General features: G+C 71.3%; 19 protein-coding genes and 1 pseudogene. 7 read left to right on the top strand and 13 right to left on the bottom strand.

Annotated elements, in window-relative coordinates:
• Positions 1 to 207: 207 nt before the first annotated feature.
• Both NNW99_RS29155 and NNW99_RS29150 read left to right on the top strand, forming a co-directional pair.
• Entirely contained in the window at positions 208 to 621 is a 414-nt protein-coding gene (locus NNW99_RS29155) for a RidA family protein (protein WP_215122142.1), read from the top strand.
• Positions 622 to 631: 10 nt separating this feature from the next.
• Positions 632 to 1237 (top strand): gamma carbonic anhydrase family protein, encoded by a 606-nt coding sequence (locus NNW99_RS29150; protein ID WP_215122141.1) that lies wholly within the window; start codon positions 632 to 634, stop codon positions 1235 to 1237.
• 1 nt (position 1238) lies between these two features.
• Here NNW99_RS29150 and NNW99_RS29145 read toward each other — a convergent pair whose 3' ends face one another.
• Positions 1239 to 1961 carry an aspartate/glutamate racemase family protein gene (locus NNW99_RS29145; protein WP_215122140.1) on the bottom strand — a complete coding sequence of 241 codons (723 nt, stop codon included), beginning with the start codon at positions 1959 to 1961 and terminating at the stop codon, positions 1239 to 1241.
• A 5-nt stretch (positions 1962 to 1966) separates the two neighbouring features.
• Positions 1967 to 3430, bottom strand: a complete 1464-nt coding sequence (locus tag NNW99_RS29140; protein ID WP_215122139.1) for an NCS1 family nucleobase:cation symporter-1 — start codon at positions 3428 to 3430, stop codon at positions 1967 to 1969.
• Positions 3431 to 3601: 171 nt separating this feature from the next.
• On the opposite strand from NNW99_RS29140, the gene NNW99_RS29135 reads away from it, so the two are divergent.
• A complete protein-coding gene (locus tag NNW99_RS29135; protein WP_215122138.1) occupies positions 3602 to 4258 on the top strand; it encodes a GntR family transcriptional regulator in 657 nt (218 codons plus the stop codon).
• A gap of 4 nt (positions 4259 to 4262) precedes the next feature.
• Here the strand turns inward: NNW99_RS29135 and NNW99_RS29130 are convergent, their stop codons facing one another.
• From NNW99_RS29130 to NNW99_RS29120, 3 genes are read right to left on the bottom strand one after another with little or no spacing between them, the layout of a single operon-like run.
• Positions 4263 to 4964: a uracil-DNA glycosylase gene (locus tag NNW99_RS29130; protein WP_215122137.1), complete on the bottom strand. Its 702-nt coding sequence runs from the start codon at positions 4962 to 4964 to the stop codon at positions 4263 to 4265.
• Complete coding sequence (locus tag NNW99_RS29125) at positions 4964 to 6334, bottom strand: MFS transporter (RefSeq protein ID WP_215122136.1); 1371 nt, start codon at positions 6332 to 6334, stop codon at positions 4964 to 4966. The genes NNW99_RS29130 and NNW99_RS29125 overlap by 1 nt, the downstream gene beginning before the upstream one ends.
• Positions 6331 to 7002, bottom strand: a complete 672-nt coding sequence (locus tag NNW99_RS29120; RefSeq protein ID WP_215122135.1) for a helix-turn-helix transcriptional regulator — start codon at positions 7000 to 7002, stop codon at positions 6331 to 6333. Before NNW99_RS29120 ends, NNW99_RS29125 begins: the two co-directional genes overlap by 4 nt.
• Positions 7003 to 7126: 124 nt before the next feature.
• Here NNW99_RS29120 and NNW99_RS29115 point away from each other — a divergent pair, with 124 nt between their 5' ends.
• On the top strand, positions 7127 to 7687 hold the full coding sequence (locus NNW99_RS29115; protein WP_251057973.1) for an RNA-binding S4 domain-containing protein: 561 nt from the start codon (positions 7127 to 7129) through the stop codon (positions 7685 to 7687).
• A 166-nt stretch (positions 7688 to 7853) separates the two neighbouring features.
• Here NNW99_RS29115 and NNW99_RS29110 read toward each other — a convergent pair whose 3' ends face one another.
• The 3 genes from NNW99_RS29110 to NNW99_RS29100 all read right to left on the bottom strand — a co-directional run bounded on the left by NNW99_RS29110 (position 7854) and on the right by NNW99_RS29100 (position 10167).
• The gene (locus tag NNW99_RS29110; RefSeq protein WP_215122134.1) at positions 7854 to 8312 is read right to left on the bottom strand and encodes a DoxX family protein; all 459 of its coding nucleotides are present in this window, start codon (positions 8310 to 8312) and stop codon (positions 7854 to 7856) included.
• Between the two features lie 95 nt (positions 8313 to 8407).
• On the bottom strand, positions 8408 to 9478 hold the full coding sequence (locus tag NNW99_RS29105) for a protein kinase family protein (protein ID WP_255986534.1): 1071 nt from the start codon (positions 9476 to 9478) through the stop codon (positions 8408 to 8410).
• A gap of 11 nt (positions 9479 to 9489) precedes the next feature.
• Positions 9490 to 10167 (bottom strand): bifunctional 2-polyprenyl-6-hydroxyphenol methylase/3-demethylubiquinol 3-O-methyltransferase UbiG, encoded by a 678-nt coding sequence (locus NNW99_RS29100; RefSeq protein WP_251057972.1) that lies wholly within the window; start codon positions 10165 to 10167, stop codon positions 9490 to 9492.
• A gap of 160 nt (positions 10168 to 10327) precedes the next feature.
• On the opposite strand from NNW99_RS29100, the gene NNW99_RS29095 reads away from it, so the two are divergent.
• Positions 10328 to 10591, top strand: a complete 264-nt coding sequence (locus tag NNW99_RS29095; protein ID WP_215122132.1) for a DUF6343 family protein — start codon at positions 10328 to 10330, stop codon at positions 10589 to 10591.
• A gap of 46 nt (positions 10592 to 10637) precedes the next feature.
• Here the strand turns inward: NNW99_RS29095 and NNW99_RS29090 are convergent, their stop codons facing one another.
• The 4 genes from NNW99_RS29090 to rpsA all read right to left on the bottom strand — a co-directional run bounded on the left by NNW99_RS29090 (position 10638) and on the right by rpsA (position 14544).
• On the bottom strand, positions 10638 to 11018 hold the full coding sequence (locus NNW99_RS29090; RefSeq protein WP_189728861.1) for a M48 family metallopeptidase: 381 nt from the start codon (positions 11016 to 11018) through the stop codon (positions 10638 to 10640).
• Between the two features lie 125 nt (positions 11019 to 11143).
• On the bottom strand, positions 11144 to 11761 hold the full coding sequence (gene coaE, locus NNW99_RS29085) for a dephospho-CoA kinase (RefSeq protein WP_215122131.1): 618 nt from the start codon (positions 11759 to 11761) through the stop codon (positions 11144 to 11146).
• Positions 11762 to 11868: 107 nt separating this feature from the next.
• Positions 11869 to 12807 (bottom strand): PAC2 family protein, encoded by a 939-nt coding sequence (locus tag NNW99_RS29080; protein WP_215122130.1) that lies wholly within the window; start codon positions 12805 to 12807, stop codon positions 11869 to 11871.
• A 237-nt stretch (positions 12808 to 13044) separates the two neighbouring features.
• The gene (gene rpsA / locus NNW99_RS29075) at positions 13045 to 14544 is read right to left on the bottom strand and encodes a 30S ribosomal protein S1 (RefSeq protein WP_215122129.1); all 1500 of its coding nucleotides are present in this window, start codon (positions 14542 to 14544) and stop codon (positions 13045 to 13047) included.
• Between the two features lie 313 nt (positions 14545 to 14857).
• Between rpsA and NNW99_RS29070 the strand changes: the two genes are divergently transcribed.
• Positions 14858 to 15757 (top strand): class I SAM-dependent methyltransferase, encoded by a 900-nt coding sequence (locus NNW99_RS29070; protein WP_215122128.1) that lies wholly within the window; start codon positions 14858 to 14860, stop codon positions 15755 to 15757.
• Positions 15758 to 15761: 4 nt separating this feature from the next.
• Positions 15762 to 17883: pseudogene (locus tag NNW99_RS29065) on the top strand (ATP-dependent RNA helicase).
• Here the strand turns inward: NNW99_RS29065 and NNW99_RS29060 are convergent.
• Positions 17873 to 18865, bottom strand: a complete 993-nt coding sequence (locus tag NNW99_RS29060; protein WP_215122127.1) for a DUF3068 domain-containing protein — start codon at positions 18863 to 18865, stop codon at positions 17873 to 17875. The pseudogene NNW99_RS29065 and the gene NNW99_RS29060 sit on opposite strands and share 11 nt — an antisense overlap.
• Positions 18866 to 18886: the final 21 nt, after the last annotated feature.

The raw sequence follows: 18886 nt of genomic DNA, 5'->3' as shown, positions 1-18886 counted from the left end.
CCGACTCCACGGCCCGTGCGAAGAGCGCCTCCGCGTCGCTGACCACCCGGGCCAGTGGGTCAGATCCCGCCGTCGCCCCTTCTCGGCCCGAGCAGCGTAGAGGGACCGGCCGGATCGCGTGAACCGAAATACGGGTGCGGACGCGCACCGGGCCCCGCATGATCGGTCGGACAACCGCCCAGTCACCGCCCCAGATCGGAGCCCCGCGTGATCCGTCGCGTCACCGTCCCGAGCCTCTTCCCGCCGCCCACCTACTCCCACGCCTCCGTCGTCGAGGCCGGCACCCGGCTGGCGTTCCTCGCCGGGTCCGTGCCGCTCGACGCCGAGGGCAACCTCGTCGGACCCGGAGATCCCGTACTGCAGGCCGAGCAGGTGATCGCCAATCTGCGGGAGCAACTGCACGCCGTAGGCAGCGACCTGCCGCACGTCGTTTCGACCGAGGTGTACGTCGTGAGCGGTGAGACGGCCGTGCTGTCCGCCGTCTGGGAGGTCGTCGAGGCGTCCGGGCTCAGTGCCGGTCCGCACGCGTCGACGCTGATCGGCGTGGCGTGCCTCGGGTACACGGGGCAGCTGGTGGAGATTACGGCGACAGCCGTCGTGCCCGACGGGGCGCCGACCTGAGGAGAACTCCATGCTGATCGAGCACCGCGGGCGGCGCCCCGTCGTCCCCGAGTCCGCGTACGTCGCCCCGACGGCCGTCCTGTGCGGGGCCGTCGTCCTCGGGGAGCGCAGCCGGGTGCTGCACGGGGCGGTGCTCACCGCCGAGGACGGGGAGGTGCGGGTCGGCTCCGACGTCGTGGTGATGGAGAACGCGCTGGTGCGGGGGCGGGCCGGGCACCCCGCCGTGATCGGTGACGCCGTGCTCGTCGGCCCGCACGCCCATGTGAACGGGGCGACCCTGGAGGACGAGGTCTTCGTGGCCACCGGTGCCTGCGTCTTCCCGGGGGCCGTCGCGAGCACGGGCTCAGAGCTGCGGATCCACAGCGTGCTGCACGTCAACTCCGTACTGCCGCCCGGCACGGTCCTGCCCATCGGCTGGATCGCGGCGGGAGCGCCCCGGGCCCGGCTCTTCGCCCCCGGCGAGCACGACGAACTGTGGCAGATCCAGGAGGCGCTGGACTTCCCCGGCACGGTGTACGGCATCCCGCGCGGCACGTCGATGCGGGAGGTCATGGCCCGCCAGGTGGCGTTGTACGGGGCTCACCGCGACGACGTCACCCTCGACGGCCCGTCCTGAACTACCGCCGTTCGGGCCGCCCCCACACCCTCCGCTTCGGCAGCGCCGCCGCGTAGCTGCCCGTACGGCTCGTCGTCAGCCCGAGCGCCACCAGCGACTCGGCCAGTTTGACCGCCGCCGCGACCCCGTCGACGACCGGCAGGCCCAGCTTCTCCCCGACCGCCCGCTGCAAGCCGGTCATTCCGGCGCAGCCCAGCACCAGTACCTCCGCCCCGGCCGCGCAGGCCCGTTCGGCGGCGGCGAGGAACGCCGTCTCCGTGCGCTCGTCGTCGCCGAGGTCGAGCACGTTCAGGCCCGTGCCGACGACCGCGGCGCAGTTCCGCGCCACACCCGCCGTCTCCAGGCTGTCCTCGATCTGGCCGCGCGACCGCTCCAGGGTGGTGACGACGCCGTAGCGGCGGCCCAGCAGGCAGGCGAGATGCGCGGCGGCCTCGGTGATGTCGACGACGGGCACGTCCACCAGCTCCCGCACGCCCTCCCGCCCGTGCTCCCCGAATCCGGCCATGACCACGGCGTCGTACGGCGGTCCGTCGTAGGTCCGCAGCGTGTCCAGGACGGCCGCGGCGGACAGGTAGCTGTCGAGCCAGCCCTCCGCCGACTCGGGTCCCCAGGCTGGGGTCAGTCCGTTCACGGTGGTGCCCGGGCCTGCGGCGGCCCGGGCACCTCGTACGATCTCCTCGGTCATCTCCTGCGTGGTGTTGCAGTTGGTGACGACGATCCGCACGTCTCTCAGACCTCCACCGGCCGGGCGGACACGGCACGTTCACGTCGGCACAGGGCCGCGTACAACCCGGCCGCGAGGGCCGTGCCGATGAACCAGGAGTACGGCGCCACCTCGCTGAAGGTCTTCACCAGCGCGAGGACGGCGGCGACACCGGCCGCGGGCAGGAACGCCCACAGCGCCTTGGGGTTGACGCCCTTGCGGTAGTGGAAGCGGGAGCCGGGGGTCGCGTCGAACAGTTCGTCCACGTTCACCCGGCCGCGCTTGACCCAGTAGTAGTCGACCATGATCACGCCGAACAGCGGTCCGAGGAAGGCCCCGAGGCCGCCGAGGAAGTAGTTCACGACGGTCGGGTTGGAGAAGAGGTTCCAGGGGGTGACGAGCAGCGCCGCGACGGTGCTGATCATGCCGCCGACCTTGAAGGTGATCTTCTGCGGCCAGACGTTGGCGAGGTCGTACGCCGGTGAGACGAAGTTGGCGACGATGTTGACGCCCATGGTGGCGATGGCGAAGGTCAGCGCGCCCACCACGAGCACCCAGGTGTTGCCGATCTCGGCGACCAGGAAGGCGGGGTCGGTGATCTCCTTGCCGAAGACCTCGAAGGCGCCCGCGGTGACGATGACCGACACGATGACGAAGGCCGTGGAGTTGATGGGCAGGCCCCAGAAGTTGCCGCGCTTGACCGTCCGGTAGTCGGGCGAGAAGCGGGAGAAGTCGCAGAAGTTGAGCAGCAGCGTGCCGTACGTGGCGAGGACCAGGCCGATCGCGCCGAACCACTGACGCCACTGCTCGCCCACGGAGACCGGGTGCGGGGTCGAGGTGAGCGAGATCGTCCAGCCGGCCTTGGCCAGGATCCACACGGCCAGCGCGATCATCACGAGCCAGATCGCCGGACCGCAGAAGTCCTGGAACTTCCGGACCGATTCCATGCCCCGGCTGATGATCGCCGCCTGCACCAGCCACAGGGCGATGAAGGAGACCCAGCCGAGTGCGTCGAGGCCCAGGAAGGAGTTGTGCGTCCACGACTCCAGGCCCGGCCAGGCCGCGAGCAGCATCACGTTGACGGCGACGGAGGCCAGGTAGGTCTGGATGCCGTACCACATGATGGCGATCACGGCCCTGATCAGCGCCGGGATGTTGGCGCCCCAGACGCCGAACGCGATCCGGCTGACCACCGGGAAGGGGACGCCGTGGCGCTGCCCGATCTTCCCCATCCAGTTCATGCCGATGTAGATGATCACGAAGCCGACGAGCAGCGACGTGAAGATCTGCCAGACGTTCATGCCGAGGAAGAGCAGTCCGGCGGCGAAGGTGTAGTTGCCGAGGTTGTGGACGTCGGACATCCACATGGCGAAGAGGTCGAAGACCTTCCAGTTGCGCTTCTTCGCGGGCGCGAGGTCTTCGTTGGTGAGCCGGGGATCGGGGACGAACGCGGGGGTGCCGGTGGTCGCGGCACGGTCGGCGAGGGACACGGGGCCTCCATGAGCAAGGGGACGACGGAGGACTGCTCGATGGCAACGGTTCAATGGGCGCGCGTTTGGTATACCAAACTGCGCTCATGGTCTCCCCGTCAACCGTTCTGACCGATGTCGCTGTTGTTAACGCTCCGTAAAACACCCCTCGCCTCGGCGAAGATGGGCTGCATGACGAAGATCGAACCCCTGGGCGCAGTGCGCGAACGCGTCACCACCGAGCTGCGGCAGGAGATCATCGCGGGCAGCCTCCGCCCCGGCGACCGCCTGGTGGAACGCGAGCTGGCGGAGCGTTTCGGCGTCTCCCGCGTCCCGGTCCGGGAGGCGATCCGGGCCCTGGTCGCCGAGGGCTTCGTCCACTTCGAGACCCCGCGCCGCACGGTCGTACGCCGCCTCACCCCGACCGACGTCAAGGAACTGTTCGAACTGCGCGAGGCGCTGGAGGTCTATGCCGCCGGACTGGCCGCGTCCCGCGCGACGCCGGAGGATCTGGCCGAGGTCCAGGGACTGATCGACCGCGCCGCCGCCGCGACCGAGGCCGAGGACGCCGAGGCGATCACGGACGTCAACAGCCGTCTGCACGACCGCATCGTGGCGATGGCGGGCAACAGCCTGCTGACCGAGGCCCTGGAACCGGTCGCCGGCCGGCTGCGCTGGATGACCCGGCGCAACGAGGAGTGGCCCCAGCTCCTCGTCGAGCACCGCGAGTTGTACGAGGCGATCGCCTCGGGCGACCCGGACCGGGCCCGGGCGCACGCGCTCACGCACGTGCGGACCAACTACCGCTCCACGGTGCGGCATCTGTTCGGGGACGAAGAACTCCCGTAGAAGCTCATCCGTCCCGCAGCAGCCCCGCCGCCTCGGCGGCCGTCCGCAGGACGTCGCGCAGCATCTCCGGGGTGAGCCGGCCGGTAAAGGTGTTGCGCTGGCTGACGTGGAAGCAGCCGAAGAGTTCCAGACCGTCGAGGTCGTAGCGGACCCCGTGGCCGAAGGCGGGGCGCGGCCGGGGCACGGACCAGCCCGCCTCGACGAACGCCGGCAGCGCGGCCTGCCAGCCGAAGGCCCCGAGCACGACGACGGCCCGCAGGGTCGGACGCAGCAGCCCCAGTTCCCGCACGAGCCAGGGACGGCACGTGTCCCGCTCCTCCGGGGTGGGCTTGTTGGCGGGCGGTGCGCAGTGCACGGGCGAGGTGACGCGTACGCCGTACAGCTCCAGGCCGTCGTGGGCGTGCTCGGCGATGGGCTGGGAGGCGAGACCCACGTCGTACAGCGCCTCGTACAGGACGTCCCCGGAGCGGTCGCCGGTGAACATCCGCCCGGTGCGATTGCCGCCGTGGGCGGCGGGGGCGAGTCCTACGATCAGCAGCCGGGCGTCCTCCGGCCCGAACCCGGGCACCGGCCGGCCCCAGTACGTCCAGTCCGCGTACGCGGCCCGCTTGACCCGGGCCACCTCCTCGCGCCAGGAGACCAGCCTCGGACAGGCCCGGCAGGCCGCGATGCGCCGGTCGAGGAGGGGAAGGCCACTGGCGTCCATCACTCCACGGTAGAGGCGGAGCGGGTGGTGGTGACCTGCGCGACCCGCTCCTCTCCTCGGCGGGCCCACAGCAGCGCTCCGGCGAGCAGCACCGCACTCGTGAGGAACCACGGCAGCGGGCCCGGCCGCATCGCCCCGACCACCAGGCCGGTGAGCGCGCCGACCAGTTGCAGGGCGAGGGACTGCACGGACAGGGCGGTGGCGCGGCCGGCGCTGGAGACGCGGCGGTGCAGCAGATCGTTCTGGTTCGGGGTCACCGCGCCGACGCCGACGTAGAAGACACAGAAGCCGGTGACCGCGACGGTGACGGCGAGCAGGTGGGTGGAGGAGGCGGTGACCGCGAGCAGCAGCAGGCCGGCCACGCCTGTTCCGAGACAGATCAGCACGGCCCGCTCCCCGCCGCCCGCGACCCGGGCGGTGAACGGGGCGAGATGGCTGCCGACACCGCAGCAGACGAAGCCCACGCAGGCGAGCGCGGCATAGGCCAGTGCCCCGGAGCCGCTCGCCCCGGTCACCTCGACGGTACGGCCGGGTATCAGCAACTCGACGACGCCCAGGGCGCCTCCGGCGGCGGCCGCGCTGAGCATGAGCCGACGGACCAGCGCGTCCCGTCCGCCCAGCCGCAGCCCGTCCAGGACGGTGACCGGGACGCCGCGCAGCACGGAACGCAGGGTGACCCGGGGCCGCGGCGGCTCCCGCAGGACGGCCAGTACGTACACGACGAGCACGATCCTGACGGCGGCTCCCAGCAGCAGGGGCACGGACAGGGGCAGCACCACCCCGGACGTCGCCTCACTCAGCCCGGCACCGAGGCCGGTGCCCGCGCCGAGCAGCCAGGGCAGGGCCCCGCCGAGCAGCAGACCGGCCGCGAGGGCGGCGGAGGTCGCGGTGCCGCCCCGGGCCAGTCCCGTCCGCAGCTCGGCGTCGGGTCCCGCGCTCGCCTGGACGGTGTCGACGTACCAGGCCTCGGCGCTACCGCTGGCCAGCGCGCGGGACATCCCCATGAGGACCATGCCGACGGCGAGCACCCAGACGGTGGTGCCGAGACCGACCAGACAGCAGGCGACCATGTTGAGCGCACCGGCCGTGGCCAGGACCGGCCGCCGCCCGAGGACGTCGGAGAGACCGCCCGTGGGCAGCTCCAGCGCGGCCACGGTCAGCGAGTGGGCGGCGAAGAGCCCCGCGATCGCGGCCAGGGACATCCCGCGCTCACCGAGCAGCAGGACCATCGAGGCGAGGCCGAGGCCCGGCGGCAGCCATAACAGGGCGCAGATGGCGGCATAGCGGCGGCGAACGATCCGTATGCCGGGTGCCTCGTCCGCGCGGTGGGTCTTGTCCGCGCGGTGCGCTTTGTCGGTGCGGTGCGTCATGAGGTGCCCTTGTGGCCGGTGCCCTCACGATTGGCGCCCTCGCTGTCGGCGCCCTCGCCCTCGGGTGCGTCGCCGTCCTCGGGGTCGCGCGGGGCGAGCGGCAGGCCGGCGGTGAGGAGCACGACGTGCTCGGCGCGCGGGTCGTCGGCGTCCCGGGCGGTCAGCTCCTCCAGCTTCCCGGCGACCGTTTCCCAGAGTTCGTTGAGCGAGCCGGGCGTCAGCCGGGGCATGAGGTCGCTGATCCCGGACGCCTCCACCCACTCCTGGCCGAGCCGCCCGCCGGCCATGTCCGCCTCGTGCCGGGCGAGGGACGACTCCAGGTGCTCCAGCTGCCGCCGTCGCGCCAGGCTGACGAAGGCCCGGCCCGCCGCGGAGGACTCCATCGCCTCGTTGCTCCAGGACGTCACGGTGTGCAGCGCCCGCCAGCGCCGCTCCCGCCCGTCACGATGCTCGGCCTCGGCGATGAAGGCGTACTTCGCCAGCACCCGCAGGTGGTAACTGGCCGACGCCGACGACTCCCCCGTCCGCGTGGCGAGCTCACTGGCCGTGGCGGGCCCGTCCTGCCGCAGCAGCCCGAGCAGCCGGATACGCAGGGGGTGGGTGAGGGCCTTCAGGGCGGCGGTGTCGTGCTCGGGGTCGAGTACGCGGTTGTGCTCGTCGCTGTCCATGCCGGGGAGCGTAGGCCGCCACCCGCATTCAGCAAAAGACATTTTGCAAAACTTGTTTTGTAGATGCTGGCCGAAGGACGATTCCCCGCCCGATTGGACCACTCCGAGGACTAAGGTCGGGGACATGGCTTCACAAGGCACGGCGAACGACTCCGGCGACGCGGAGGCGAAGGGACTCGACGCGGCGGCCCTCGACCCGAAGGTCGCCGAGGCGATCGCCTCCGCCGACGCGGCCGGGCCGCAGAGCGGCGAGACCGTCCGCGTCGACAGCTGGATCTGGTCCGTGCGGCTCGTCAAGACCCGTTCCATGGGAGCCACCGCCTGCCGCGGCGGGCACGTCCGCGTCAACGGCGACCGCGTGAAGCCCGCACACGCCGTGCGCGTCGGCGACGAAGTGCGCCTGCGGCACGAGGGCCGGGAGCGAGTCGTCGTCGTCAAACGGCTGATCCGCAAGCGGGTCGGCGCCCCCGTGGCCGCCCAGTGCTACATCGACAACTCCCCTCCGCCCCCGCCCCGCGACGCCGTCGCCCCGGCCGGCATCCGCGACCGCGGCGCGGGCCGCCCGACCAAGCGAGACCGCCGCGAAATGGAACGCCTGCGCAGCGGCCTGCCCGGCCCCGGCGACGGCGGCGGCAGCGGTCTGGGCAGCGACATCAGCAAGGAGATCGGCAAAACCACGCCGTGAGCGGACCGTCGCGACGGATAAGGGTGAAGACCATGGACCCGATGGCCCCGGCCGGGGAGTGCCACAACAGCCGTAGAGCACGGCACCGCCGCGCGTCGGCGCCCGGGACGAGCCCCTCGGCCCGCCCGGACGCCCCCGGCATCGCACTCGACACGGTGTCACCCGGTCACGCCCGGCGCCCCAGCAGTCGCAGCAGATCCGCGTTGTGCCCCCGCCGCGCCCAGGCTATGAGGGCGAGCGGCACGATCAGGATAAGCGGCGTCGCCGCGTACTGCCCGTCGAACACGGCTATCTGCACGATGAACGCGCCCACCATCAACGCGCTCAGCGCGATCGCCGCCACCGACTGGAGCACCGGGATCAACAGCGCCACCGCTCCTGCCAGTTCGAGCACCCCGATGATGTACATCCCCGCACTGCCCCAGCCGAGCTTCTCGAAGGACTCGGCGGCCGAGGGGTGGGCGATCAGCTTGGGCAGGGCGCTCGGGATCGCGTAGAAGAGGGCGAGCAGCACCTGCAGACCACGCAGGGCGATCCGGGCGCGCCGCCCGCGAGCGGTCGCGGACTCGGCGACGACCCCGGCGGGAGCGGAGGCGGGGGTGGCGGGAGCGGTGGTCTCAGACATGAAGGTCTCCTGTGGGAAGCGGTCCGTGGTGGTGTCGAAGAGGTAGACCGCCGCTCGCCCTCGAACTCATCGCCGTCCAGCGGAAGTTCTGGCAGTCACGGGCAGAGCTGCCGGAGCCTCTCCGCCGGATAGGGCGTCGTCCTGCTCACCCCCTGGACTCGCCGGTAGAAGTCCGTCATCACGGCAGCGACAGGGGCGTTGCGGCTGAGGATCTCCGCCATCCCGGGCGGCGAGCCGGTGGGTCGTCGCCCTTCGGCCCATGCCTGTATCAGTGCCTCACGATCCTCACGTGCCTCCCAGTCACCCGTGTACAAGGTGGTGATCAGCCAGTTCACCAGGTAACTGGCCGTGTAGCAGCGGTCGTAGGTGCTGTGCCGGTCATAGAAGTCGGCCTCGGCGCGCGAGAGGTCGAAGCGGCTGGACAGGGCGAGGCCGTAGTCGGCGAAGTACAGGCGCCGGCCGTCGGTCAGGATGTTCTCGAAGTGGGCGTCGAAGTGGAGCAGTCCACGGCTGTTCATGAAGGACGTACCGACCCTCAGTTCCTTCTCCACCAGGGAACACGCCCGGTCGAGCGCCTCGCCACCGGCTCGCGCCTGAGCCGTCAGCCAGGCGTGGAGCGTCTGGGGGACGTACTCCAGGAACAGTGCGACACTCGCCGAGGACTGTCGCAGCGCCTCGATGCGCCGCCGTACTTCCGCGCTCCCTCCCCAGTAGTCCACGGCCTTGTCGACATCGGTGAGTTCCTCCGTCAGGACCGGCGCCTCGTCCGGCAGGACGCGCCAGTGGTACATCAGGGGAACGCCCTGGAACTGCCCGGAGAGCACCCAGTTCGTGGTCATGGTGTGGACGGCGACCTCGCGCCACGCCCCGAACCCGGGCCCGCCGACGCCGTACTGGCAGACCATCGGCAGCCCGAACACATTGGCCGTGGACCGGATGTGTTCCGGTCTCCGCTCCAGGTCTGTCAGGGGCACCCGCTTCACGAAGACCGGCGTACCGGACACGTCCAGCCGGGCCGACTTTCCCCCGATGCCGGTGCCCAGCGGTGTGGCCGTGTCGAGCAGTCGGCGCAGTTCGGCGTCCCCGCACAGTGCCAGGGACGTCGAGACGGTGTCGTAGCCGGTCAGACGCCAGGCCGTCTCCGACCCGTTCACTGTCGCACGCACCCCGGGGCCGCCTACGCCCGCACCGCTCTCACCCATGTCCCGTCGTCCGTCAGATACCGGTCCACCTTCAGCCCCGCCTCCGCCAGCGCTTCCTCGAACTGTTCCTTGGTCAGCGGCCGGGCCCGGAACGTCTGTGTCCAGACCGCGTCCGGGAACTCGTACTCCGCGCGCACCGAGTTGACCCCGTCGCCGACCGGCTCCGCCGACACGATCCGTACGGTGAAGCCGCTCGGGTCCACGCGCTCGCGCGGCAGGTTCGTGTGATAGTCCGCGCCCTCCCGCTGGATCAGCACGGGGCCGCCCTCCGCGACATGGCGCGCACAGGAGCGCAGCAGGCCTCGCCGCACCTCCGCGTCCCCCGCGTGCACGAGGAACGAGGCGAGCAGCACCACGTCGAAGGTCTCGCCCAGGTCCAGATCCTCGATGGGGCTACATATCGTCCGCGCCCCGCGCACGCGCTCCAGCATCTCGGCGGACTCGTCCACCGCGGTGACCGTGAACCCGCGCTCCAGCAGTGCATGGGTCATGCGGCCGACCCCGCTGCCCAGATCCAGGATGTGCGCGCCCTTGGGCACCGCCCCGGCGATGATGTTCGGTTCCTCCCCGACGGGCAGTCGTGAGTAGAGCTCCACCGCGCAGCCGTCCGGGGTGATGGCCCCGGGCCCTGTCCCTTCGTACCCCTCACGCAATTTCATCTCCATGCCCGTCCAACGGGCCACGCCCGCACGCCAGTTCCTCTCCCGGCCGCCTTCACCCGACCGGGTGAACGATGTCCCGCACGGGCCCCAGCTCCCCTGGTGGTCCGTGTTCGCGGCGGGGAGTACGTTGCAAGCAGGAGCGGAGATCGCGATGCGTACAGGCAGTGAACCGGCGACCGCGCGCAGTGCCCTGCGGGCGCGCTTCTGGCTGAGCGTGTGGGGGCTGGTCTGGGCGCTCTTCGGCACGGTCGCGTTCACCCTCGCCGGGCGGACCGGCTGGGCCATCGCCTGCGGTGTGCTGCTGCTGGTCGTCACGATCGACCTGGTCGTCGTCCTCAGGCACATCCGCCAGGGCCCGCATTGGCAGCCGGGCCCCGACATCCCGCCCTACCGGCCACCCGAGGACCACCCCTGAGGCGGACGAGGCAGACGAAGCGGATGAGACAGAGAGGGACAGCCGCTCACGAGTCGAAGCGCGCGGCCTTCTGGAACTGCGGGTTCGGGTCCAGCGCCGCCGCCAGACGGAAATGGCGTTTCGCCTGGTCGGGGCGGTTCTGCCGCTCATAGGTGCGGGCGAGCGCGAAGTGCGCGAACGCGTTGTCCGGCTCCCGCTCCAGGACGATCGAGAACTCGAGCTCGGCCGGCCGCAGCTGCGCCGCCGCGAAGAAGGCACGCGCGCGCAGCAGTCGCGCGGCGGTGTTCTCCGGGTGCGCGGCGATGACTCCGTCGAGCAGCTTCACCGCGCCCCGCGGGTCCCGCGCGGCGAGCAGTTGCTCGGCGGCACGGAAGTCGATGACGTGCGTCTCCGGGGTACGTCCGGTGGAACCGCTGGTCTCGGGCACGGCAGAGTCCTTCCCTCACGGGAAAGGTTCAACGCCCCCTCGGGGTGCCGCTATTCCTGAGGGACCTCTCGTCACTCAAGGACCGGCCGCCACTGAGGGGCCGGCCGCCACTGAGGAGCCGGTCGTCACCGAGGGTCCGGCCGGGACGCGTGGGACCTGCGCGTCAGCTCGGCCCACACGTCCTTCACGCGGCGCTCCAGTTCCTCCAGCGGGACGTCGTTGTCGATGACGACGTCCGCGATCTCCCGGCGCTGCTCGCGCGTCGCCTGGGCGGCCATCCGCGCGTGCGCGTCCTCCTCGGTCATGCCGCGCAGCCGTACGAGCCGGTCGAGTTGGGTCTCGGGGGCCGCGTCGACGACGATGACGAGGTCGTACAGCGGTGCGAGGCCGTTCTCCGTGAGGAGCGGGACGTCGTGGACGACGACCGCGTCGTCGGCGGCGGCCTCCTCCAGCTCGCGGGAGCGGGCGCCCACCAGCGGGTGCACGATCGAGTTGAGGGTGGCGAGCTTCGCCGCGTCGGCGAAGACGATGGATCCCAGCTTGGGGCGGTCGAGGCCGCCGTCGGGGGCGAGCACCTGCTCGCCGAAGGCCTCCACGACCGCGGCGAGACCCGGGGTCCCCGGTGCGACGACCTCCCGCGCGATGCGGTCCGCGTCGATCAGCACGGCCCCGCACTCGACGAGCAGCCGTGACACCTCACTCTTGCCGGCACCGATGCCGCCGGTCAGGCCCACCTTCAACATGCCAGGAAGCCTAGACGCTCCGCTTGGAGGGCGGCTGGGGAGGCCGTGTGGAAAGTGCGGGCCGTACGGAGCCGGTCGCGCGGTTCCCCGCGCCCCTGCGGGGCGCGTCAGGCGTCGCCCTCTCGTTCCGCCAGGAAGCGTTCGAACTCCTTGCCGATCTCGTCGGCCGACGGGATGTCCACCGGCTCGGCGAGCATGTTGCCGCGGGTCTCGGCGCCCGCGACGGCGTCGTACTGGTGCTCAAGGCCCTCGACCAGGGCGGTGAGGTCCTCGTCGCCCTCGCGGATCTGCCGGTCGATCTCCGTCTGGGTGCGGTGGGCGTCGGAGCGCAGGGCGTGGGCGATACCGGGCAGCACCAGTCCGGTCGCCGCCGTGATGGCCTCCAGCACCGTCAGCGCCGCGTCCGGGTACGGGGAGCGGGCGATGTAGTGCGGGACGTGGGCGGCGACACCGAGGACGTCGTGCCCGGCCTGGAGCAGGCGGTACTCGATGAGGGACTCGGCGCTGCCGGGCACCTGCGCCTCCTCGAACGGGCTGCGGTGGCCCGGGACCAGGTCGGTGCGGTTGCCGTGCGGGGTGAGACCCACGGGCCGGGTGTGCGGGACGCCCATGGGGATGCCGTGGAAGTTCACGGACAGACGGACACCGAGCCGCTCCACGATCTGCTGCACGGCCGCGGCGAAGCGCTCCCACTCCACGTCGGGCTCGGGGCCGGACAGCAGCAGGAACGGCGCTCCGGTGGCGTCCTGCACGAGCCGCACCTCGATGGCGGGGTCCTCGTAGTCGCTCCAGCGGTCGCGCTTGAAGGTCAGCAGCGGGCGTCGGGCCCGGTAGTCCACGAGCCGGTCGTGGTCGAAGCGGGCGACGACCTGGTGGGGCAGCGAGTCGAGCAGCCGGTCGACGATCTGGTCGCCCGTCTCCCCCGCGTCGATGTATCCGTCGAAGTGGTAGAGCATGACAAGACCGGCCGACTCCTGGGCGAGCGCCATGTCGACGACAGCCAGCCCCTTCGGCTCCCATGCGTACAAACCCTGCGGATCAAGCACAGTGACCGCTCCTCCTCGTGTTCATACTCCACAACACCCTTGCGGCCGTGGGCATTCCCGGAGGAGGAGACTCATGATCTTGCCGGCGGGACGACGCCCTGAAGGGGCGCGGGGAACTGCGCGACCAGCCCCCACCGGGCCGGCAGCCGACATGCGACCGCCGCTCCCGAGCAGCACTGAGGGGCCGCACCTCGAAAGGTACGGCCCCTCAGTCAGGAGCTACAGCTCAGTGGGCGTTCAGCTCTGCCCACCGGCCAGCTTCTCGCGAAGCGCGGCAAGCGCCTCGTCCGAAGCCAGCGCGCCGGAGTTGTCCGGGCCCTCGGAGGAGTACGAACCGCCACCGCTCGCGGCCGGAGCCGCACCCGCGGTGTCGCCGCCCTCGGCCGCGGCAGCGGCGTCGGCCTCGCGGGACTTGATGACCTGCGCCTGGTGCTGCTCGAAGCGGGTCTGCGCCTCGGCGTACTGGCGCTCCCACTCCTCGCGCTGCTTCTCGTAACCCTCGAGCCAGTCGTTGGTCTCGGGGTCGAAGCCCTCGGGGTAGATGTAGTTGCCCTGGTCGTCGTAGGACGCGGCCATGCCGTACAGGGTCGGGTCGAACTCGACCGCGGCCGGGTCGGCACCGAAGGACTCGTTGGCCTGCTTCAGCGAGAGGCTGATGCGACGACGCTCGAGGTCGATGTCGATGACCTTGACGAAGATCTCGTCGTTGACCTGGACGACCTGCTCCGGGATCTCCACGTGGCGCTCGGCCAGCTCGGAGATGTGGACCAGACCCTCGATGCCCTCGTCCACGCGGACGAACGCACCGAACGGAACCAGCTTCGTGACCTTGCCGGGCACGACCTGGCCGATCTGGTGGGTGCGGGCGAACTGCTGCCACGGGTCTTCCTGGGTCGCCTTCAGCGACAGGGAGACACGCTCGCGGTCCATGTCGACGTCGAGGACCTCGACGGTGACTTCCTGGCCGACCTCGACAACCTCGGAGGGGTGGTCGATGTGCTTCCAGGAGAGCTCGGAGACGTGGACCAGACCGTCGACGCCACCCAGGTCCACGAAGGCACCGAAGTTGACGATCGAGGAGACCACACCGGAACGGACCTGACCCTTCTGGAGGGTCGTGAGGAACGTCTGGCGGACCTCGGACTGGGTCTGCTCGAGCCAGGCACGGCGGGACAGGACCACGTTGTTGCGGTTCTTGTCCAGCTCGATGATCTTGGCCTCGAGCTCCTTGCCCACGTAGGGCTGGAGGTCGCGAACGCGGCGCATCTCGACCAGGGAGGCCGGGAGGAAGCCACGGAGGCCGATGTCGAGGATGAGACCACCCTTGACGACCTCGATGACGGTACCGGTGACGATCCCGTCCTCTTCCTTGATCTTCTCGATGGTGCCCCAGGCACGCTCGTACTGGGCGCGCTTCTTCGAGAGGATCAGGCGGCCTTCCTTGTCCTCCTTCTGGAGAACAAGGGCCTCGATCTCGTCACCGACGGCGACGACCTCGTTGGGGTCGACGTCGTGCTTGATCGAGAGCTCGCGGCTCGGGATCACACCTTCGGTCTTGTAACCGATGTCGAGCAGGACCTCGTCCCGGTCGACCTTCACGATGACGCCGTCGACGATGTCGCCGTCGTTGAAGTACTTGATCGTCTCGTCGATCGCGGCGAGGAAGGCTTCCTCGTTACCGATGTCGTTGACCGCAACCTGCGGGGTCGTTGCGGTGGTCTCGGTGCTGCTCGTCATGTGGGAAAGGGCTCCGGTACGGACATTGAAGTCGTAGGTACTGCTACGCCGGAAGCCCGTTTCGCTCTGCAGAAGCCGGACAGCCAAGGAAGCGCCACAGAAAAACGGTGGCGCCTCGAGAACCGAGGGGACATACATACAGATGCGAGCGCAACCTGCTACGTCTGAGGTGCGCAGGCCCGCAGCGCAACTTGTAGCATACGGGGGCAGCCGGGCAGGGTCAATGCGCGAAGCCGCCCACCCGGGGCAGATCGCCGCATAACCGGCACAAGTCCTGTCTTCCGAGGCCACGCGGGCCCTGCAGCACCCCTTCGTGAAGCCACCGGAGCGAGCTGGACGGAAGAGTACGACGAGGGAGCCGATCATCCAAGAGTTCGAAACGTCCGAACCCGAGGCGACCCGGCGTGCCGCCGGGGTCGCGGAGAGCTCCCGCGCCAATCGTGGCTGGTGGGACCGTAACGCGGACGAGTATCAGGTCGAGCACGGCACGTTCCTCGGGGACGACCGGTTCGTGTGGGGCCCCGAGGGGCTCGACGAGGTGGAGGCCGAGCTGCTCGGCCCGCCGGAGGAGCTCAAGGGCAAGGACGTCCTGGAGATCGGCGCGGGCGCGGCGCAGTGCTCGCGCTGGCTGGCCGGCCAGGGTGCCCGGCCGGTCGCCCTGGACATCTCGCACCGGCAGTTGCAGCACGCGCTGCGCATCGGCGGCCCCTTCCCCCTGGTGTGCGCCGACGCCGGTGCGCTGCCCTTCGCGGACGGCTCGTTCGACCTGGTCTGCTCGGCGTACGGGGCGCTGCCCTTCGTGGCCGACCCGCGCCTGGTCCTGCGGGAGGTGCGCCGGGTGCTGCGGCCCGGGGGCCGCCTCGTCTTCTCGGTGACGCACCCGATCCGCTGGGCCTTCCCGGACGAGCCGGGGCCCGAGGGGCTGTCGGTGTCGGGGTCGTACTTCGACCGCACGCCCTATGTCGAGCAGGACGACGAGGGCCGCGCGGTCTACGTCGAGCACCACCGCACGATCGGCGACCGGGTCCGGGACGTCGTGACGTCGGGCCTGCGGCTGGTGGACCTGGTGGAGCCGGAGTGGCCGGCCTGGAACACCTCCGAGTGGGGCGGCTGGTCGCCCCTGCGCGGGAACCTGATCCCGGGGACGGCCGTCTTCGTGTGCGAGCGAAGCGAGATGGGGGCACCCCCGGCCGGAGGCTGGGCGAGAGACTGAGTGCGTGATCCGCTACGACGCTCTGGACGCCCTGCCCGTACGTGGTGCCCTGCCCGCCCTGGACGACGCTCTGGAGGGGCACGGCACCGCCGTCCTCGTGGCGCCGCCCGGCACCGGCAAGACGACCCTGGTGCCGCTGGCCCTCGCGGGACTGCTCGGGGAAGGCACCGAGCGGCGGGTGGTCGTGGCCGAGCCGCGGCGGATCGCGGCCCGGGCGGCGGCGCGGCGGATGGCGTGGCTGCTGGGTGAGAAGCCCGGCGGGAGCATCGGCTACACCGTGCGCGGGGAGCGGGTCGTCGGGCGGCACACGCGCGTGGAGGTCGTCACGACCGGTGTGCTGGTGCAGCGGTTGCAGCGGGACCAGGAGCTGACCGGTGTCGACGTGGTGGTGCTCGACGAGTGCCACGAGCGTCATCTGGACGCGGACACGGCGGCGGCGTTCCTGTGGGACGTGCGGCAGACCCTGAGGCCCGAGCTGCGGCTGGTGGCCGCCTCGGCGACGACCGACGCGCAGGGGTGGGCGGAGTTGCTGGGCGGGGCGCCCGTGGTGGAGGCCCGGGGCGCGGCGTATCCGGTGGAGGCGGTGTGGGCGCCACCGGCGCGGCCCGTACGGCCGCCGCACGGGATGCGTGTCGATCCGGCGCTGCTGACGCATGTGGCGTCGGTGGTACGGCGGGCGCTGGCCGAGCGGGACGGGGACGTGCTGTGTTTTCTGCCGGGCGTGGGCGAGATCGCCCGGGTGGCCGGGCAGCTCGGGGATCTTGGGGGCACTGATGTGCTCCAGGTGCACGGGCGGGCACCGGCCGCGGTGCAGGACGCGGTGCTCGCCCCCGGTGACCGGCGGCGGGTCGTGCTGGCCACGTCGGTGGCGGAGTCGTCGTTGACGGTGCCGGGTGTGCGGGTCGTCGTGGACTCGGGGCTGGCGCGCGAGCCGCGGGTCGACCACGCGCGCGGGTTGAGCGCGCTGACGACGGTACGGGCGTCGCAGGCTGCCGGGCGGCAGCGGGCGGGGCGGGCCGGGCGTGAGGCGCCGGGGGCGGTGTACCGCTGCTGGGCGGAGGCCGAGGATGCGCGTCTGCCGCGTTTTCCTTCGCCGGAGATCAGAGGCAGAGGTAGGGGCAGAGGACGAGGCCCAGGCATGGACGGATGCCGCCGAAGACCGCCAGGTCGGGCTCGTCGCCGCTCTCGCCTTTCCCGAGCGGGTCGCCAGGGTCGACGGTGGGTCGTGCCTCATGGTGTCCGGGACCCGGGCCGAGATGGGCGAGGGCAGCGCGCTGCGAGGGGCGGACTGGGTCGCCGTCGCCGTGGCGGACCGGCCCGTCGGCAAGGGGCACGCGCGCGTGCGGTCGGGGGCCGTGATCGACGAGGGGATCGCCCGGCTCGCGGCGGGGGCGCTGCTGGACGAGCGGGACGAGGTGTGCTGGGACGGTGGGGACGTCGTGGCGCGGAGGGTGGAGCGGCTGGGGGCCGTGGAGTTGACGGTGCGGCCGCTGAAGGACGCCGATCCCGGGCTCGTACGCGGTGCGCTGCTGGACGGGCTGCGGCGGGAAGGGCTCGGGTTGCTGCGGTGGTCGGCGGATGCCGAGGTCCTGCGGCAGCGGCTCGCCTTTCTGCGGCTGCACCTCGGTGAGCCCTGGCCCGATGTCTGCGACGACGCGCTTCACGCGCGCGTGGACGAGTGGCTGGAGCCGGAGCTGAGCCGGGCACGGAAGCGGGCCGATCTGGCGCGGATCGATGCCGGTCAGGCGCTCGCCCGGCTGCTGCCCTGGGCCTCCGGGGAGGCCGGGCGACTCGACGAGCTGGCCCCGGAGCGGATGACCGTGCCGAGCGGGTCGAGGGTCCGTGTCGACTACTCCCGGCCCGAGCAGCCCGTGCTCGCGGTGAAGTTGCAGGAGATGTTCGGGCTGCAGGAGTCGCCCCGGGTCGCGGGGGTGCCGCTGCTCGTGCATCTGCTGTCCCCGGCCGGGCGGCCGGCCGCCGTCACCGCCGACCTCGCCTCGTTCTGGCGGGACGGCTACAAGGGCGTACGGGCGGAGTTGCGCGGGCGGTATCCGAAGCATCCGTGGCCCGAGGACCCGGCGGGTGCCGAGCCGACCCGGTACACCAACGCCCGGCTCAGGCGCTGACCTGCGACGGTTCCTCCGACGCTCTCGGGACCGAGCCGGAGGGGCGGCGGCCGCGGGCCTCCAGGTACAGCGCGAGGGCCAGCAGGAGGACGCCGAGGGTGAGGAAGCCCCAGGGCAGGTACGACGTCATCAGCAGGATGAGCAGGCGCTGGGACTTGACCAGGTCGACCGTGTGCGTGATGTAGTCCTCGCGCATCTTCACGTGGCCGGCGAACGCGGTGACCTTCTCGCGGTCGCCGAGGAGGGAGCCGCCGCGCAGTTCCTCCTTGTGGATCTCCTCGCCGTAGACGGGGGCGCCGGTGAGGGGCTCGACCCAGAACTTGCGGACCGTGGTGTACCAGCGGGTGGTGCCGGTCTGGGCGACCGACTCGGGGGTGAGGCCCTCCACGGGCAGCGTCTTCGGGATCTTCACCTTGGTCCAGGGGATGGTCTGCTCGAAGTAGTAGACCTCCAGGCCGCGGAAGGTGCGGGTGTCCTGGTAGTGGATGGGGGCGGTGACGCGGGCCTGGGCGTCGAAGTACTGGTAGGCCCGTTTCTCCGTGAGGAAGGGCCATTTGAACTCGATGCCCTCGCGGCGCACCGGGTCGCCGTCGACCGATTCGCCGGTGGCGTGGACGGGCTCCTGGGTGTGGGCGTCGAAGATGTAGCGCTCGGGGATCTTCGACACCATCTCGCCGTCGGGGCCGACGACGTAGGACAGGCCGTCCCAGACGACGACGTCCCGGCCCGCCGACTCCTCGATCCGCTCGGAGGCCTCCACGTTGCCCTTGAGGGTCTGCACGATGGTGACCTTGGGGACCTTCTTCGCCCGCATGGTGCCGTAGTCCAGGAGGGTGGCATCGCGGGCCTCCAGGACCATGTCCTGGTACTGGTTCGCTGGGACCTTGGCGAGGCGCGGGAAGGCGTACCAGCGCAGCAGCGGGGACAGTGCCGTGCAGAACACGGCGAGGGCGAGCAGGATCAGAGCGGCCTTGCGGCGCATCTCGGCCTCCGTCCCGGGCGG

The sequence above is a fragment of the Streptomyces sp. CRCS-T-1 genome (assembly GCF_024442335.1).
Taxonomy (GTDB): Bacteria; Actinomycetota; Actinomycetes; order Streptomycetales; family Streptomycetaceae; genus Streptomyces; species Streptomyces koelreuteriae.
Note: the sequence above shows the minus strand (reverse complement) of the source record. Positions and strands in the feature narration are given on the sequence as shown.